The following is a 17134-nucleotide window of genomic DNA, read 5'->3' as shown; positions in this document are numbered from 1 at the left end:
ATCGTTACTTGACGAGGCCGCCGCCCTCCCCGGCCGTACCGCCTTGCGGACCGCCCCCGGGCGGGGAACCGCCCTCGTTCTGAGCGGTCTCGAAGCTCAGGTGGTCGTCCGTGACGTCCACCACCAGGGCGCTGTGCGAGGGCAGTTCACCGCGCAGCAGTTTGCGGGACAGCTCGTTGGTGATCTCGCGCTGGATGGTGCGGCGCAAGGGGCGCGCGCCGTACTCCGGTTCGTAGCCGCGCTGGGCGATCCAGTCGACGGCGGCCGGGGTGAAGGTCACGTCGACGTCCTGGGAGCGCAGTCCGCGGCGGGTCTCGTCGAGCATCATGTCGGTGATCTGCCGCAGTTGGCGGTCGTCGAGCTGGCGGAAGATGACGATCTCGTCGATGCGGTTGAGGAACTCGGGGCGGAAGTGCTCGCGCAGGGGGCGCAGGACGCGTTCCCTGCGCGCCTCCTCGTCGCTGTCGGCACCGCCGCTGCCGAAGCCGAGCTGCCCCTTGTTGGTGATCGCCTCGGAACCGAGGTTGCTCGTCATGACGATGACGGCGTTGGTGAAGTTGACGGTACGGCCCTGGGAATCGGTGAGCCGGCCGTCGTCGAGCACCTGGAGCAGGATGTTGAACACGTCCGGGTGTGCCTTCTCGATCTCGTCGAGCAGCAGCAGCGAGTAGGGGTTGCGGCGCACGGCCTCGGTGAGCTGTCCGGCCTCCTCGTGACCGACGTATCCGGGCGGGGCGCCGACCAGACGGCTGACGGTGTGCCGTTCCTGGTACTCGCTCATGTCGAGGCGGATCATGCGGTCCTCGCTGCCGAACAGCGCCTCGGCGAGCGCCCTGGCCAGTTCGGTCTTGCCGACGCCGGTGGGGCCGAGGAAGAGGAAACTGCCGATGGGCCGGTCCCCGGTGGACAGTCCGGCGCGTGAACGCAGGACCGCGTCGGAGACGGCGGTCACCGCCTCGTCCTGGCCGACGACCCGCGCGTGCAGGTGTTGCTCCAGGCCGAGCAGACGCTCCTTCTCCTCCTGGGTCAGGCTGCTGACGGGGATGCCGGTCTGGCGGGAGACGACGTCGGCGATGGACTCGACGGTGACCTCGGCGATCGTGTCGCGCGAGGGGTGCCGTTCCCCGCTGGCCTCGATGCGCCGCTCCAGGTCGGTGAGTTTGTCCCGCAGTTCGGTGGCGCGCTCGTACTGTTCGGCGGCGACCGCCTGGTCCTTGTCGCGGCGCACCTGCTCGGCCTCCCGCTGGAGGGCCCTCACGTCGGTGCCGCGCGTCGAGGAACTCATCCGCACCCGCGCCCCGGCCTGGTCGATGAGGTCGATGGCCTTGTCGGGCAGGAAGCGGTCGGCGAGGTAGCGGTCGGACATCTCCACGGCGGCGACCAGCGCCTCGTCGGTGTAGCGGACCTGATGGTGGGCCTCGTAGCGGTCGCGCAGTCCGCGCAGGATGTCGATGGCGTCCGGAATCGTCGGCTCGGGCACCAGGATGGGCTGGAAGCGGCGGGCGAGGGCCGCGTCCTTCTCGATGTAGCGCCGGTACTCCTCCAGCGTGGTCGCGCCGATGACATGCAGTTCACCGCGGGCCAGGGCGGGCTTGAGCATGTTGCTCGCGTCCATGGCCCCGCCGCCCTCGCCGCCCCCGCCGCCACCCGCGCCGACGACGGTGTGCAGTTCGTCGACGAAGACGATGACCTCGTCGGAGTGCGCGCGGATCTCGTCGATGAGTCCGGTGAGCCGTTCCTCGAAGTCGCCCCGGTAGCGGGTGCCGGCCACGAGGGCGGAGAAGTTGAGCTGGACCACGCGCCGGTCGGCGAGGACGTCGGGGACGTCGCCGTCCGCCATGCGCTGGGCGAGCCCTTCGACGACGGCGGTCTTGCCGACACCGGCCTCGCCGATCAGGACCGGGTTGTTCTTCCCCCGCCGGGCCAGGACCTCGACGGTCTGCTCGATCTCGTTCTCCCGGCCGATGACCGGGTCGATCCGGCCCTCGCGAGCCATCTCCGTGAGGTCCCGGCCGTACTTGTCGAGGTGGGGGGTCGTGCTGTTCCCGCGCGCACCGGTGTGGTTTCCGGGGCCGGGGTGCCGTTCCTGGCCGGCCCACTGGCCGCCGCCGTTCTCCTGGCCCTGGCCTCCGGCGTCCGGGGCGAACCGCGCCGCGTCCAGAATCCGCCCGGCCGTGGCGTCCTTGTTCGTGGCGAGCGCGGCGAGCAGGTGCTCGGGGCCGATGTAGGAGGACCCGGAGGCGCGGGCGATCTCGTGGGAGTCCATGAGGGCGCGCTTGGCGGCCGGGCTGACCGCGATGGAGCTGCGGGCCGGCCCCAGTTCGGCGTGCTCGTCGATCTCGGCGGCGATCGCCTCCGGATCGGCCCCGGACCTGGCCACGAGGCTGCGGGTGGGCTCGGCGGCGAGGGCGGCGCGCAACAGGTGCTCGGTGCCCAGGTCGCTGCTGCCGTTCTGCGCGGCGTAGTTGGCGGCCTGCTGTACGAGCTGCCGGGTGGGCTCGCTCATCAGGCGCAGGAAGTCGTAGTAACGCGGTCCGGGGCGGGGGCCGCCCGAGGAGGGGGTCCCGCCGCCGAAGAAGCGCGCGAGGAACTCCCCGAGCGGGTCCTGGCCGTAGTCCTCTGGTCCCTGGAACGAACTCGTCATCACTGCCACCTGTCGGCCCGGCGCACCGGGCCGGTCTCACTCGTGCTGGTCAGGTACGCAGCACGGATTCCCCACTCCCCCGGTGGCCACACCTGTGCCGCGCTCGTCCCGGCCCCGGTCCGCGGCCACGAACCGTGCGGGCGCTGGCGCGTCCGGGCGGGGCGTGTCGCGGGCGAACACCCGATCGGCCGCCCGCCGGGCGGGGCGCCGCCCCGCCGTGTCCCTCCGGTCGCAATTTTTGGCATGTACCCCACATGCATCGACCGGGACGCCTACGCTCGCCTCCGAACGTCTCCCCCCACCGTTCCGTCCGAGGAGTGATCTCATGCCGGGTCTGCCCCGCGCGTCCGCCGCCCTTGCCACGTTCCTCACGCTGTGCGCCCTCGTCCTGAGCCCCGCCGGGCCGGCCGGGGCGGCGACGGCCCCACACCATCGTCCCGGAGGCCGCTTCGTCGTCAGTGAGCGACAGTTCGCCCGCATGTTCCCGGACCGGGACCCCTTCTTCACCTACGGGGGCCTGGTCGAGGCCACGCGGTCCTATCCGGGCTTCGCGCACGACGGCGGCCCCGGGGTGGCCCGCCAGGAGGCCGCCGCCTTCCTCGCCAACGTCAGCCACGAGACGGGCGGGCTCCATTACGTCGTGGCGCAGAACGAGTCGACCTACCCGGTCTTCTGCGACGCGACCCAGCCCTACGGCTGCCCGGCGGGACAGTCCGCCTACTACGGCCGTGGGGCGATCATGCTGAGCTGGAACTTCAACTACAAGGCGGCGGGCGACGCCCTGGGCCTCGACCTGCTGAACGACCCGTGGCTCGTCGAGCGGGACGCGGCCGTGGCCTGGAAGACGGCGCTCTGGTACTGGAACACGCAGACGGGTCCGGGCACGCTCACCGGCCACCAGGCGATGGTCCGCCGGGCCGGCTTCGGGGAGACGATCCGCAGCCTCAACGGGACCGCCGAGTGCGAGGGCGGCAACCCGGCCCAGATGGAGCACCGCGTCTCGTTGTATCGCACGTTCGCGCGGGTGCTGAAGGTCGGCCCGGGGCGCGGTCTCACCTGCTGAGGCCCGGGGCATACCGGACCGGGCGAGGGCGGGTCCCTTCCGCCGGGCGAGGCGCACCGCAGTCGTGCCGCGGTCACCACGTGGGGAGGCAGCGGTGGATGCCGGACAGGCGGAAACGGAGCTGCCCCGCTTCGTCGCAGTACGGGGGCGGGCGCTCCCGGTCGAGGCGCTCTGGGCGCACGGTTCACTCGCCCCCGGTCCTCGCCGGCCTCCGGCAGCGCGGGTACGGGCCGCGCGAGCGGCGCCGCCGCCCTGGCGGGTGCGCCGGGCGAACTGGCGTGCCGGTGCACCCCCGGGCCGTTCGGGAGTCGCCGACGCGGTAGGCGGGAGTGGGCCGGGGCCGACAGGCTCCCGTCCCGCCCCTCGCGACCGCGCTCAGGCTTGTGCGATCCGCGCCTCCGCCTCCGCGAGGATCTCGGTGAGCCGGACACCGAAGCGCACGTCGCAGGGGTGCGGCTCGCCCGTTTCGGCGGCCTTGAGCAGGGCGTCGACGGCCGCGGTGAAGGAGGTGACGGCGGAGTCGGCCCCGGGTGGCAGGACGGCGGTGCCGCTGTCGCCCCGGAAGGTGACGCCGACGCCCGCTCCGGCCTTGGGCGCGCTCAGGCTCAGGGTGGCCGAACTGGTGACGCCGGTGGTGTGGCGCAGAACGAGATGCGTGAGGTCGGGTTCGCCGCGTACCGCCGTGACCTCGGTGACGTCGCCGAGTACCGGGATCAGGACGGAGAGGGCGTGCGGGCCGACGTCCCACAGCCCGCCCTTGTCGCGGCGCCAGGGCGAGTCCGCGCTGGGCGCCGCGCCGTGGCCGTAGAGCGCCCCGAGCCAGTCGGCGTGACCGGTGAACCAGTCCTTCTTCGCGGACTGCTCGGCGATCCACGCGGCGCTGCCGGGCGCGAAGCGCATGGTGCAGAAGACGACGGAGGCGACGCCCGCGGCCTCGGCGGCCCCGGCGACGGCGCGGGCCCCGGCCACGTCGGTGGCCACCGGCTTGTCGAGGAGCAGATGACAGCCGGCCGCCGCCGCACGGGCCGCGAGGGGGGCCTGGACATCGGGCGGCAGGGCGACGGCCACGGCCTCGCTCGCCGCGAGCAGCGCGTCGAGTCCGTCCTCCCCCTCCCCCGAGTACGCGCGGGTGCCATGGGCCTGTGCGAGGGCGGCCGCGGCCTCGGGCCGACGGCCCCAGACGCCGGTCAGCTCGACGCCGGGGTGCGCGGCGAGGGCGGGGGCGTGGGTGCGCTCGGCCCAGGAGCCGGTGCCGAGCAGGCCGATCCGTAGCTTGGTCATGCGCCCAGTCTGCCTCCTTGTGATCTTCGGGACCAGGGCGGGTGCGTGGCCGGCGCCACGCGTTCCGGGGTGCGCGCCGTGAGCGGGCGGGGGACACTGACGGCTGCGGGCGGTCACACGCCCGCGTGCCGGGCGCGGCGGCAGCGGGCAGGTCCCGCCCCGGCGTGACGGCGGGCCGGGGCGGGCTCGCCCCGGGCGGCAGGGTGGGAGGAGAGGGCATGAGCGGCACCGCGACGAGTGGTACGGCGGACGAGCCGGCCGCGGCCTCCGGGCACGCGGGCACCGACGAGGACGGGGTCGCGGGCCGGTACCTGCCCATCGCCGAGCACGGCGTCATCGGCGATCTGCGGACCGCGGCGCTCGTGGGCACCGACGGCCGCGTCGACTGGTTCTGCGCCCCGCGCTTCGACTCGCCGAGCGTCTTCGGTTCGCTGCTCGACACCGATCGCGGCGGTTTCTGGGAGATCTCCGCGGCCTGCGGGGACGTGACCCGGCACCAGTTCTACTTCCCCGACACCAACATCCTGGTGACCCGGATGCTCACCGAGGACGGCATCGTCGAGGTGCAGGACTTCATGCCGCTGCTGCGGCCCAAGGACCGGGGCCACCGGCAGCGGCTGGTGCGCCGCGTGGTGTGCGTACGGGGCGGGCTGCGGATGACGACGCGGGTCGCGCCGCGGATGAACTACGGGCGGGACCGGCACGAGAGCGTCCGGACCCCGGACGGGGCCCGGTTCACGGGGCCCTCGCTGGGCCTCGTCCTGCGCTCCGACGTACCCCTGACCGTGGAGGGCCTGGACGCGCTCGGCGAGTTCGCCCTGACGGCCGGGCAGTCGGCGGTGTTCGTCCTGGAGAGCGACGGTGACACCCCAGCGGGGAGCGAGGACCTCGGCCAGGAGGTCGAGGAGTTGTTCCGGGCGACCGTCGGCTTCTGGCGCGGCTGGCTGAACCACTCGGTCTACCGGGGGCGGTGGCGCGAGCGGGTGCACCGCTCGGCGCTCCTGCTGAAGCTGCTCACGCACGAGCCGACCGGGGCGGTCGTCGCCGCCCCCACCATGGGGCTGCCGGAGCGGGTGGGCGGTGCCCGCAACTGGGACTACCGCTACGTGTGGATCAGGGACGCGGCCTTCACGCTGTACGCCCTGCTGCGCATGGGTTTCACCGAGGAGGCTGAGGCCTTCATGGGGTGGCTGACCCGGCTGCTGAGCGACGCCTGCGCGGGCGGTACCGGTCCGCTGCGCGCGCTGTACACGATCGACGGGCAGGCGGTACGCGCGGAGGAGGTGCTCGACCACTGGGAGGGCTACCGGGGCTCCTCCCCGGTGCGCGTGGGCAACGGGGCCAAAGATCAGCTCCAGCTCGACATCTACGGTGAACTCATCGACTCCGTCTACCTGTTCAACAAGTACGGCAAGGGCATCTCGCACGAGGCGTGGACGGATCTGTCCACGGTGGTCGACTGGTTGCTGGAGCACTGGGACACGACGGACGAGAGTATCTGGGAGACCCGCGCGGGCCGCCAGCACCACACGTACTCGCGGCTGATGTGCTGGGTGGCGGTGGAGCGCATGGTGCGGATGGCGCGCCAGCGGGGCCTGCCCGGTGACCTCGACCGGTGGACGTGGACGCGGGACGAGATCTACCGGCAGATCATGGAACGCGGCTGGAACCCGCAGGCCGGTACGTTCACACAGCGGCTGTGCGACGAGGAGGACGCGGCGCGGGGCCGGTATCCCCGGCCGGTCCTCGACGCCTCGCTGCTGCTCATGCCGATGGTCAAGTTCGTCTCCCCCACCGATCCCCGTTTCCTGTCCACGGTCGAGGCGATCGGCCGGGAACTGGTCGCCGACAGCCTCGTCTTCCGGTACGACCCGCGGCAGGCCCCGGACGGTCTGTCGGGCTCCGAGGGGACCTTCTCGATCTGCTCGTTCTGGTGGGTGGAGGCGCTGACCCGCTCCGGGGAGGTGGAGAGCGCCCGGCTGGCGCTGGAGAAGATGTTCTCCTACGCCAACCACCTGGGGCTGTACGGGGAGCAGATCGGGATGACCGGCGAGCACCTGGGCAATTTCCCGCAGGCGTTCACCCACCTCGCGCTGATCAGTTCCGCGGTCAATCTGGACCGGGTGCTGGGCGGCTGACCCGCCTGCCGCCCCTCACTCCTCGGCGCCCATGGCCTTGCGGTCGGCCTCGTTCCAGGCGCTGGTGTCCCGGGGCTCGACGTAGGGCTCCTCACCGGCGGGCATCCCGTCGGCGATGGCGTGTTCCCTGGCCATCTCGGAGTCGAACTCCAGGCCGAGGAGGATGGCGAGGTTCGTGATCCACAGCCACATCAGGAAGACGATGACTCCGGCGAGCGCCCCGTAGGTCTTGTTGTACGAGCCGAAGTTCGCGACGTAGAGGGCGAAGCCGCCCGAGGCGATCAGCCACAGGACGAGGGCGAGGACGCTGCCGGGCGATATCCAGCGCAGCCCGCGTCCCTTCGCGTTGGGCGAGGCCCAGTAGAGGGTCGCGATCATGCTGACGACGAGGACGATGAGGACCGGCCACTTCGCGAAGGACCACACCGTCAGCGCGGCGTCGCCCATGCCGAGCAGGTCGCCGGCCTCCCGGGCGAGCGAGCCGGTGAAGACGATGATGAGGGCGCTCGCGGCGGCCAGCACCATGAGCAGCACGGTGACGCCCAGCCGGATCGGGGTGACCTTCCACAGCGGGCGGCCCTCCCGCACGTCGTAGACGGCGTTGGCGCAGCGGATGAAGGCGCCGACGTAGCCGGAGGCGGACCACAGGGCCAGCAGGAGGCCGATGACGGCGAAGACGGAGCCGAGCCCGCCGTTGTCCTGGAGCTGTTTCACGGCGCTCGTCAGGATGTCGCGCGCGGCGCCGGGCGTCAGTTTCTCGACGTTCTCCAGGACCTTGTCGGTGGCGGAGCGGCCCGCGACGCCGAGCAGCGAGACGAGCACCAGCATCGCGGGGAACAGGGAGAGCACGCTGTAGTACGTGAGGGCGGCGGCCCGGTCGGCGAGCTGGTCCTCCACGAACTCGCCGGCGGTCCGGCGCAGGATCGCCCACCACGAGGAACCGCCGAGTTCGTGTGGCCCGTCGGGGCCGTCACCCGCATCGGGGCTCCCGTGCCGTGCCCGCTCCTTCCCCGACTTCTTCGCTTCGTCCGCCTCCGCTCGCCGCGCCGTCATGCTCTCGTCACCACTGCTGGTCAGGTCCATGAGGTACGGCTGACCCGGATCGCGCCGAACGAACCTGTCGGGACCCGGCCAATACCGGGAGGATCGGCCGGGGACGCCGTCCCGTCCCCATCGGCGGGGGGGCGGGACGGCGTCGGTGAGGCGGGCCGGGTGGCCTGGCGGGCGCGGCCCGGGTCCGCGCGGGGGCGCCGTGGTCAGGACGTCCAGGCCGCGTCGAGCGCGAGGGCGCGGATCCGGGCGAGGCTCAGGACGGGCTTCTGCCTGCTGGGGGCCGACTGGTGGCCCGGCGCGTTGTAGGCGCTGACGACGACGCGGCGGCCGTCCGTCCGCAGCACCTGCACGCTCCAGTCGACCACTCCCTCACGCCCCTTCTCGGCGGGGCCCTGACGGACGGTGACGAAGGTGCCGTCGGGCAGTTCCTCCCCGGCGTCCTCGAAGTCGGACGGGCTGAACCCGCTGTCGGCGTTGATCTCGACGAGTCCGGCCCCCTTGCCGTCGTCCACGACGAGGTAGCCGTAGCCCTTGTAGTCCTTCGCCTCGCGCACCGTGAGGGAGGCCGGCAGGAGCGACTTGGCGATCTTCGTGATGTCGGCGCGGGCGGCGGGCCCCTTGGGGACCTCCGTGATCTTGTACTCCTTGGGGGTCTTGAGCTTGTGCAGCAGTGGCTGCCACTGCGCGGACCGGGCCAGGGCGGCGAGCCGGTCGAGGGAGAGCGGCGGATCGGTGCGGGTGGCCGGCTTGTCCTTCTCGGCGGGCGTGTTGTGCTCGTTGACGTGCACCGCGTATCCCTCGCGGGTCACGACGTACGCGTCCCAGCTCTTGTTGTCGCCACGCCGGTCGGGGTACTCGTAGCCGGCGATGGTCATGAGGCGGGTGCCGTCGGGCAGGGTCCGGGCCGTGCACCGGTCGAAGGGGACGTAGACCTTGGACGGGCAGGTCGTGCTCTCCTTGATCTGCGCGTCGTCCTTGGCATAGCGGTTGAGGTCGACGCCCATCGCGGCCTTGCCCTTGCCGTCGTCGAAGACGAGGGAGGCGGCCGGGGGGCCGTAGGAGCCGGAGTGGGTGCGACCGGTGACGGAGCCCTCGGGCAGCAGGTCCTCGAAGACCGCGAGGACCTGCTGACCGGAGACCGGGCTCTTCTGCTGCTTTCGCCGCTCCGCCGCGCTCCCGCCCTCCTTCGGCCAGGACGACTTGTGCGCGGTGGGTGTCGGTGTGGCCGGGGTGGCGGGGGCGGCGGCGGGTCCGGCCGTCGCCGCGGGGCCGTCGCCGCCGACGAGTCCTGTGGCGAGCGCGCCACCGGCTCCGACGAGGGCGAGGGCGAGCACGCTGCCGGTCACGGCCGCGGTGCGGCGCCTGCGCAGGCGGACCCGGCCGGCGCCCAGGCCCCGTTCGGCGAGTTCGGCGCGTCGGCCGGGTGCGGGCTCCAGTCCCGGTGCGGTCTCGCGCAGGGCTCGTTCGAGCGCCTGGGCGAAGTCCTCGTCGGTGTGCGGCCCGGTGTGCGGGCTGCCGTGGTCTTCGGGTACGGGCATGCTGCGTTCCTTTCTGGAACGGCGGTTCGAGGTTTGCAGGTGCGGCGCGAGGGCCGGGAGGCCCGGGACGGGCGACGCGTCGACCGCGGTGCCCCCCGGCACCCGGGCGGCACGCGTCGCCGTCGGCTTCAGGCCGCCAGTTCGGTGATGCTGCTTCCCAGTTGCTCGCGCAGACGGGCCAGCGCCCGGTTCGCCCGGGTGCGCACCGCGGCCGAACTGACGTGCAGTACCGCGGCGGTCTCCGCGATGCTGCGGTCCTCCCAGTAGCGCAGCACCACGACGGCCCGGTCCCGGGGAGCGAGGCGGCTGAGGGCGTCGAGCAGGGCCACCCTCAGGGCGGGATCACCCGCCCGCTGCGGGGACTCCGCGTCGGACACGGTGTCGACGGGGCGCTCGCGCGAGGAGAACTTGCGCCGGTGGGCGAGGAAGGTGCGGACGAGGACCGTCTGGGCGTAGGCCGCGGGGTTGTCTATCCGGTGCATCCGGCCCCACACGAGGTACATACGGGCCAGCGTCTCCTGGACCAGATCCTCGGCGAGATGCGCGTCGCCCCCCGTCAGCAGGGACGCGGAACGGAAGAGCTGGCCCGCCCTGCCGACCGCGAACTCCCGGAACTCCTCGGCGCGCGACTGCCGGGTACCCATCACCCCGTGCCCCCTGTTGATCGTGCTCTACTCGGCTTCACACCTCACTGATGCGGCGAGGGGCACGGAATGTTTCACCGCGCGCGGACTTCTCCGTCCGGTGCCGCGCCGGGTGTGTCGTCCCGGCACGTTGGTGACACGCGTGCCGGGACAGCACGCCTAGGGCATCGCCCCGGCACGCCCCCCGGGGAAGGGCGGGGGCGCGACTGCGCCTCGTACGGGCCCGGGGGCGGTGCCCGGCCGGGGCGGCGTGGTTCAGCCTTCGGCGCGGTCGCGGACCCTCAGGGCCCACAGGACGAGCGGCGCCTGGAGGGGGACACGGACCCAGGCGGCCGTCCGCAGGGGCGCCGGCTTGTCGTTCCAGTCCAGGGCCATGCGGACGTTCGCGGGCAGCACGGTCACGAACAGGGCGGCCGCCCCGCCGGCCGCGATCCTGCGGGTGGCCGGGAGCGCGACGCCGGCACCCACCGCGCATTCCGCGAGTCCGCTCAGCCGGGTCCATGTACGCGCCCGTCCCGGAAGGGACTTGGGGACGATGGAGTCGAAGGGGCCCGGCCGCAGGAAGTGGAGCGCCCCGGCCCCGAGCAGCACTCCGGCCAGCAGGGCGGCGGAACGATCGGGCGCGGTGCGGGACATGGTTCCTCCGGAGGCCGTGGCACAGGGACGGCACCGATGTTACTCACGAGTCAGGTGCGCGGCGAGACCGGCGTTCCCCTCGGCGCCCCGTCATCGAAGACCCCGCCGGAAAGGCAAACAAACAGCAAACACGGGTAGGCGGTGAGAACAAACGAGCGAGCCCCCGGTCGGCAGCGGTCGGCCCGGGGGCTCCATGAATGGGGAGGGCAGATGGCCTCGCACACCATCGCAGGACCGACGGACCAGACCGGCGGGGACGATGCCGGCGAGTCGGCGCGCGCGTCAGGGGCGGGGCGTGAGGAGACCGAGGTCGAACGCGCTGACCGGCAGTGGGGTGAACTCATGCAGGAGGTCCGCGTGGCCCAGACCGGGGTGCAGATCCTCTTCGGCTTCCTGCTGACCGTGGTCTTCACGCCGCTGTTCGGCGACCTGTCGCAGACGGACAAGAACATCTACATCCTGACGGTGGTGCTCGGCGCGACCGCGACCGGCGCCCTCATCTCCCCGGTCCCCTTCCACCGCCTCGTGTCCGGGCGCCGGATCAAGGCGCAGGCGGTGCGCTGGGCGGCCCGGATGACCTTCCTCGGGCTGCTCCTGCTCATCGCGACCCTCACCTCGGCGTTGTTCCTCGTGCTGCGGGTCGCGGTCCACGACTCCTTCGTCCCGTGGCTCGTGGCGGCGGTCGTCGGCTGGTACCTGCTGTGCTGGATAGGGCTGCCGCTGTGGGCACGCGGGCGCTACACCGAGAAGGAGAGCCCCGAGGCGGCCCCGGGGGCCCGGGACTGAGCAACGGGGCCGGCGACCACGTCGCGCGGGCCCCCCTCCCCCGGCCCGGCGCGGCGTCCCCCGGGGGCCGCCGCGCCGGGCCGGAACGGCTCAGGCCAGGTCGATGCCCGGGTACAGCGGGTGCTTGGCGAGCAGGTCGGCGGCGCGGGCGGCGACCTTGGCGGGCAGACCGTCCTCCACGGTGTACTGCGCCTTGGAGGGCTTGCCGGAGGCGGTGCTGCCCGGACGGGTGCCGCGCAGCACCGTGTCGATGAGGTCGGCGACCTCGTCGAGTTCGGCGGTGCCCAGGCCGCGCGTGGTGAGCGCGGGGGTGCCCAGGCGGACGCCGGAGGTGTACCAGGCGCCGTTGGGGTCCTGCGGGACGGCGTTGCGGTTGGTCACGATCTCGGCGTCGAGCAGCGCCGACTCGGCCTGTCGGCCGGTGAGACCGTAGCCGGAGACGTCGAGCAGCACGAGGTGGTTGTCGGTGCCGTCGGTGACGAGCTTGGCGCCACGCCGCTTGAGCCCTTCGGCGAGGGCACCCGCGTTCTCGACGATCCGCCGCGCGTAGTCCTGGAAGGAGGGCCGGCGCGCCTCGGCGAGGGCGACGGCCTTGGCGGCCATGACGTGCGGCAGCGGACCGCCCAGCACCATGGGGCAGCCGCGGTCGACGTGCTCGGCGAGTGCGCTGTCGCACAGCACCATGCCACCACGCGGTCCGCGCAGCGACTTGTGGGTCGTGGTGGTGACGATGTTGGCGTGCGGTACCGGGTCGAAGTCGCCGGTGAGGACCTTGCCCGCGACGAGGCCCGCGAAGTGCGCCATGTCGACCATGAGGGTCGCGCCGACCTCGTCGGCGATCTCGCGCATGATCCGGAAGTTCACCAGGCGCGGGTAGGCGGAGTAGCCGGCGATCAGGACGAGCGGCCGGAACTCGCGGGCGGCGGCCCGCACGGCCTCGTAGTCGATGCGGCCGGTGACCGGGTCGGTGCCGTAGCTGCGCTGCTCGAACATCTTGCCGCTGATGTTGGGCCGGAAGCCGTGGGTGAGGTGGCCGCCCGCGTCGAGGGACATACCGAGCATGCGCTGATCACCCAGGGCGCGGCGCAGCTGCGCCCAGTCCTCCTCGGTGAGGTCGTTGACGTGCTTGGCCCCGGCCCGCTCCAGAGCGGGACTTTCGACGCGTTGGGCGAGGACGGACCAGAACGCCACGAGGTTCGCGTCGATTCCGGAGTGCGGCTGGACGTAGGCGTGGTCGGCGCCGAACAGGGCGCGGGCGTGTTCGGCGGCGATCGACTCGACGGTGTCGACGTTCCGGCAGCCCGCGTAGAAGCGGCGGCCGACGGTGCCCTCGGCGTACTTGTCGCTCATCCAGTTGCCCATGGCGAGCAGGACGGCGGGCGAGGCGTAGTTCTCGCTCGCGATGAGCTTGAGCGACTCGCGCTGGTCGGTGAGCTCCCTGCCGATGGCGTCGGCGATCCGCGGTTCGACGGAGCGGACCACGTCGAGGGCGTCGCGGAAGGCGGAGGAGGCGGTGGGGGCGAGCTGCTCGGGTGTCACGGGTACGGACATAACGGTCTCCCAGGTCAGTGTCAGTGGCCCAGGCGCACGACCGCACACCGGGTGGGTCCGGCCCGCCCGTGTCGGGGCCGCTTCCTCGTGGTCGGTTCCACGTAAGCGCCAGTCACGGCCCCGGGTGCAGGCTAGCAAGACCCCGGGGGTGGCGGGTGTGGACGGTTCACGATGCGGAACGGCGTCGACGCGACGGAGGGACGAAGAGGATCATGGGGGACAGATCCGCACACCGGTGCGGACCCCGGCTCGACGGCCGGGGTTCCGACGACTTACGGAGTCCTCTGTGCAGTACGTGAAACTCGGCTCGACCGGTCTGGACGTCTCCCGGGTGACCCTGGGGTGCATGAGCTTCGGCGTCCCTGAACGCGGCAACCACGCCTGGACCCTCGACGAGGAGCACTCCCGGCCGCTGATCCGGCAGGCGGTGGACGGCGGCGTCAACTTCTTCGACACGGCCGACGTGTACTCGGACGGCACGAGCGAGGAGATCGTCGGGCGGGCGCTGAAGGAGTTCACCCGCCGCGAGGAGACCGTCATCGCGACGAAGGTGCACGGCCGGATGCGTCCGGGCCCCAACGGCGGCGGTCTCTCGCGCAAGGCGATCATGACGGCGATCGACGCGAGCCTGGCCCGGCTGGGCACCGACTACGTGGACCTCTACCAGATCCACCGCTGGGACCCCGCGACCCCGGTCGAGGAGACGATGGAGGCGCTGCATGACGTCGTCCGGGCGGGCAAGGCGCGCTACATCGGGGCGAGTTCCATGTACGCCTGGCAGTTCTCGAAGGCGCAGTACACGGCGCGGGAGCACGGCTGGACCCGGTTCGTGTCGATGCAGGACCACTACAACCTGCTCTACCGGGAGGAGGAGCGGGAGATGCTGCCGCTGTGCGCGGACCAGGGCGTCGGTGTGCTGCCCTGGAGCCCGCTCGCGCGCGGACGGCTGGCGCGCGCCTGGGACACGGAGACGGAGCGGACCCGCACCGACGAGTTCGGCAAGACGCTCTACGCCGAGGGCGACCGGGAGATCGTCGGCGCGGTGGGCCGGGTCGCCGAGGAGCGGGGTGTGTCGCGGGCCCAGGTGGCGCTGGCCTGGCTGCTGCACCGTCCGGGCGTGACCTCGCCGATCGTCGGGGCGACCAGGCCGGGGCATCTGTCGGACGCGCTCGCGGCGGTGGAGCTGTCCCTGGACGACACGGAGACCGAGCGCCTGGAGGCGGCCTACACGCCGCATCCGGTAGCGGGGCACTGAGCCCGCCGCCTCCCGTGCGAGCACCGGGCCCCGTGGAAGGCGGCCCGGCGCTCGCCCCGTCCGGGGCGGCCACCCCACCGCGGACCGCGCGCGCGACGGTACGATCGCACTGCTGTCCGACGTCGCACAGCGCACCCCCGCGACGAGCCGAGGCGAGGCATGACGCTACAGATCAGCGCGACCAATCCGGAGCATCCGGCGCTCCTGCTGGACCTGCCCTGGGAACTGCCGCTGGAGGAGTGGCCGGAACGCCATCTCGTGCCGCTGCCGCGCGGCATCTCCCGGCACGTGGTGCGCTACGCGCGCGCCGGTGACGAGGTGCTCGCGGTGAAGGAACTCGCGCAGCGCCCCGCCGAGCGCGAGTACGGGCTGCTGCGCGACCTGGACCGGCTGGGCATCCCGGCCGTCGATCCCCTGGCCGTCGTCACCGGACGGACCACGCCCGGGGGTGATCCGCTGGAGACGGCGCTGATCACGCGGCACCTGGGCGGGTCGATGCCGTACCGCTCCATGTTCGAGACGACCATGCGCCCCACCACGATGAACCGGCTCATGGACGCGCTCGCGGTCCTGCTCGTACGGCTGCACCTCGTCGGCTTCGCCTGGGGCGACTGCTCCTTGTCGAACACCCTGTTCCGCCGGGACGCGGGCGCCTTCGCGGCCTATCTGGTGGACGCCGAGACCGGGGAGACGCACCAGCGGCTCAGCCGCGGCCAGCGCGAGTACGACATCGATCTGGCCCGGGTCAACATCGCCGGGGAGCTGCTGGACCTGGAGGCGTCCGGGGCGCTGCACCCCTCGGTGGACCCGGTGGAGTTCTCGGCGGCGCTCGCCGCGCGGTACGAGGAACTGTGGACGGAGCTGACCCGGCAGTCGGTGTACCCGGCGGACAAGCGGCACTACATCGACCGGCGCATCCGGCGGCTCAACGCGCTCGGTTTCGACGTCGCGGAGATGCAGATCGGCTCGACCTCCGACGGGGAGCGGATCACCTTCCTGCCGAAGGTCGTCGACGCGGGGCACCACCAGCGGCAGTTGCTGCGGCTGACCGGGCTGGACGCGGAGGAGAACCAGGCGCGCCGACTCCTGAACGACCTGGAGTCCTGGATGGCGACCCAGGAGGACTACGCGCCGGGCGATCCGGCGGGCGCGCGCACCGAGGTGCTCGCCCACCGGTGGGTACGGGAGGTCTTCCGCCCGGCCGTGCGCGCCGTGCCGCTCGAACTGCGGCGGGAGGCGGATCCCGCGCAGGTGTACCACGAACTTCTCGAACACCGCTGGTACTTGTCCGAGCAGGCGGGAACCGACGTCGGCTTCGAGGCGGCGACGAAGGACTACGTGACCCACGTCCTGCCGCACGGGTCGGCGGACCGTACCTGACCGGGACAAGAGGTCCTGACGCATGTCTTGACGTGCGTCACAAGCGCTTCTTAAATCAACAATTGAACGGAGCGCACGACGCACCCCGTTCCATGGCTTCACTTTTCGGCATGCCTTGTCATGGGCATGTCCCCCCACCGAAAGTGATGTGGTGTTCCATGCACGCGTCCCTGCGTCGCCGGCCTCTCGTGTGGCTGGCCACCGCCCTGTGCTGCGGGGCGGTACTCGCCCCGACCGCCGCGCAGGCCGCACGTCCCCCGGCCGATCCCGCCCCGCGGGCGGCGGCCGCCAACTTCACCGACGACTTCGACGGCCCGGCCGGGTCCGGGGTCGACGGGTCGAAGTGGCAGACCGAGACGGGCGACAACGTCAACAACCACGAAGGGCAGTACTACACGGCGGGCACGAACAACGCCTCGCTCGACGGACAGGGCCATCTGGTCATCACCGCCAGGAAGGAGAACCCGAACAATTACCAGTGCTGGTACGGCACCTGCGAGTACACCTCGGCCCGGCTGAACACGTCCGGCAAGTTCACGACGCAGTACGGGCACGTCGAGACGCGCATGAAGATCCCGCGCGGACAGGGCATCTGGCCCGCGTTCTGGATGCTGGGCGACGACATGGGCTCGGTGGGCTGGCCGAACTCCGGTGAGATCGACATCATGGAGAACGTCGGCTTCGAGCCCAACACCGTCCACGGCACGATCCACGGACCCGGCTACTCGGGCGCCGGCGGGATCGGCGCGGGCTACAGCCTGCCGGGCGGAGAGGCGTTCGCGGACGACTTCCACACCTTCGCGATCGACTGGTCGCCGGACAAGATCTCCTGGTCCGTGGACGGCAACGTCTACCAGGAGCGGACCCCCGCCGACGTGAACGGCAACGAGTGGGTGTTCAACAAGCCCTTCTACATCATCCTCAACCTCGCCGTGGGCGGGGACTGGCCCGGTAACCCGGACGGCTCGACGTCCTTCCCGCAGGAACTCGTCGTGGACTACGTGCACGTGTCCACCGGCGACAGCGCGGCCCACTGAGCGAACACCGGTGGCCGGGGGCCCCCCCCGGGGGGGCCCGCCCCCCCGGGTGGCCGGGGGGGGGGGGCGGGGGGACCCGGCCCGCCCGGGGGGGCCCCCCCCGGGGGGGCGGGGGCGGGACCGGCCGC

13 protein-coding genes and 1 riboswitch are annotated in these 17134 nt (G+C 72.3%); of the genes, 6 read left to right on the top strand and 7 right to left on the bottom strand.

What is annotated here, in order from left to right; genetic code table 11:
- Positions 1 to 4 precede the first annotated feature (4 nt).
- Entirely contained in the window at positions 5 to 2644 is a 2640-nt protein-coding gene (locus ACFYMP_RS30440) for an ATP-dependent Clp protease ATP-binding subunit (RefSeq protein ID WP_388863594.1), read from the bottom strand.
- Positions 2645 to 2969: 325 nt separating this feature from the next.
- Between ACFYMP_RS30440 and ACFYMP_RS30435 the strand changes: the two genes are divergently transcribed.
- The gene (locus ACFYMP_RS30435; RefSeq protein WP_388863592.1) at positions 2970 to 3707 is read left to right on the top strand and encodes a chitinase; all 738 of its coding nucleotides are present in this window, start codon (positions 2970 to 2972) and stop codon (positions 3705 to 3707) included.
- Positions 3708 to 4082: 375 nt separating this feature from the next.
- Here the strand turns inward: ACFYMP_RS30435 and ACFYMP_RS30430 are convergent, their stop codons facing one another.
- A complete protein-coding gene (locus ACFYMP_RS30430; RefSeq protein ID WP_388863590.1) occupies positions 4083 to 4988 on the bottom strand; it encodes a Gfo/Idh/MocA family protein in 906 nt (301 codons plus the stop codon).
- Positions 4989 to 5206: 218 nt separating this feature from the next.
- On the opposite strand from ACFYMP_RS30430, the gene ACFYMP_RS30425 reads away from it, so the two are divergent.
- Entirely contained in the window at positions 5207 to 7126 is a 1920-nt protein-coding gene (locus ACFYMP_RS30425) for a glycoside hydrolase family 15 protein (RefSeq protein ID WP_388863588.1), read from the top strand.
- Positions 7127 to 7141: 15 nt separating this feature from the next.
- Here the strand turns inward: ACFYMP_RS30425 and ACFYMP_RS30420 are convergent, their stop codons facing one another.
- From ACFYMP_RS30420 to ACFYMP_RS30405, 4 genes are all read right to left on the bottom strand, one after another.
- The gene (locus ACFYMP_RS30420; RefSeq protein WP_388863586.1) at positions 7142 to 8209 is read right to left on the bottom strand and encodes a YihY/virulence factor BrkB family protein; all 1068 of its coding nucleotides are present in this window, start codon (positions 8207 to 8209) and stop codon (positions 7142 to 7144) included.
- Positions 8210 to 8382: 173 nt separating this feature from the next.
- On the bottom strand, positions 8383 to 9717 hold the full coding sequence (locus ACFYMP_RS30415; RefSeq protein WP_388863584.1) for a hypothetical protein: 1335 nt from the start codon (positions 9715 to 9717) through the stop codon (positions 8383 to 8385).
- Between the two features lie 128 nt (positions 9718 to 9845).
- Positions 9846 to 10361, bottom strand: coding sequence for a SigE family RNA polymerase sigma factor (locus tag ACFYMP_RS30410; protein WP_388863582.1), 516 nt, complete (start codon positions 10359 to 10361; stop codon positions 9846 to 9848).
- A 255-nt stretch (positions 10362 to 10616) separates the two neighbouring features.
- Positions 10617 to 10997 (bottom strand): hypothetical protein, encoded by a 381-nt coding sequence (locus ACFYMP_RS30405; RefSeq protein WP_388863580.1) that lies wholly within the window; start codon positions 10995 to 10997, stop codon positions 10617 to 10619.
- A gap of 210 nt (positions 10998 to 11207) precedes the next feature.
- On the opposite strand from ACFYMP_RS30405, the gene ACFYMP_RS30400 reads away from it, so the two are divergent.
- A complete protein-coding gene (locus tag ACFYMP_RS30400; protein WP_388863578.1) occupies positions 11208 to 11783 on the top strand; it encodes a DUF6328 family protein in 576 nt (191 codons plus the stop codon).
- Between the two features lie 90 nt (positions 11784 to 11873).
- Here the strand turns inward: ACFYMP_RS30400 and ACFYMP_RS30395 are convergent, their stop codons facing one another.
- A complete protein-coding gene (locus ACFYMP_RS30395) occupies positions 11874 to 13334 on the bottom strand; it encodes a glycine hydroxymethyltransferase (RefSeq protein WP_388863576.1) in 1461 nt (486 codons plus the stop codon).
- Positions 13335 to 13353: 19 nt separating this feature from the next.
- Positions 13354 to 13460, bottom strand: a riboswitch (ZMP/ZTP riboswitch).
- Positions 13461 to 13620: 160 nt separating this feature from the next.
- On the opposite strand from ACFYMP_RS30395, the gene ACFYMP_RS30390 reads away from it, so the two are divergent.
- The 3 genes from ACFYMP_RS30390 (at position 13621) to ACFYMP_RS30380 (ending at position 17006) form a co-directional block, all read left to right on the top strand.
- Entirely contained in the window at positions 13621 to 14589 is a 969-nt protein-coding gene (locus ACFYMP_RS30390) for an aldo/keto reductase (protein WP_388863574.1), read from the top strand.
- Between the two features lie 159 nt (positions 14590 to 14748).
- Positions 14749 to 15969 (top strand): DUF4032 domain-containing protein, encoded by a 1221-nt coding sequence (locus ACFYMP_RS30385; protein ID WP_388863572.1) that lies wholly within the window; start codon positions 14749 to 14751, stop codon positions 15967 to 15969.
- A 158-nt stretch (positions 15970 to 16127) separates the two neighbouring features.
- Positions 16128 to 17006 carry a family 16 glycosylhydrolase gene (locus tag ACFYMP_RS30380; RefSeq protein WP_388863570.1) on the top strand — a complete coding sequence of 293 codons (879 nt, stop codon included), beginning with the start codon at positions 16128 to 16130 and terminating at the stop codon, positions 17004 to 17006.
- Positions 17007 to 17134 lie beyond the last annotated feature (128 nt).

The organism is Streptomyces sp. NPDC007088 (assembly GCF_042869355.1).
Taxonomy (GTDB): Bacteria; Actinomycetota; Actinomycetes; order Streptomycetales; family Streptomycetaceae; genus Streptomyces.
This window is presented reverse-complemented; position numbering and strand designations above follow the sequence as displayed.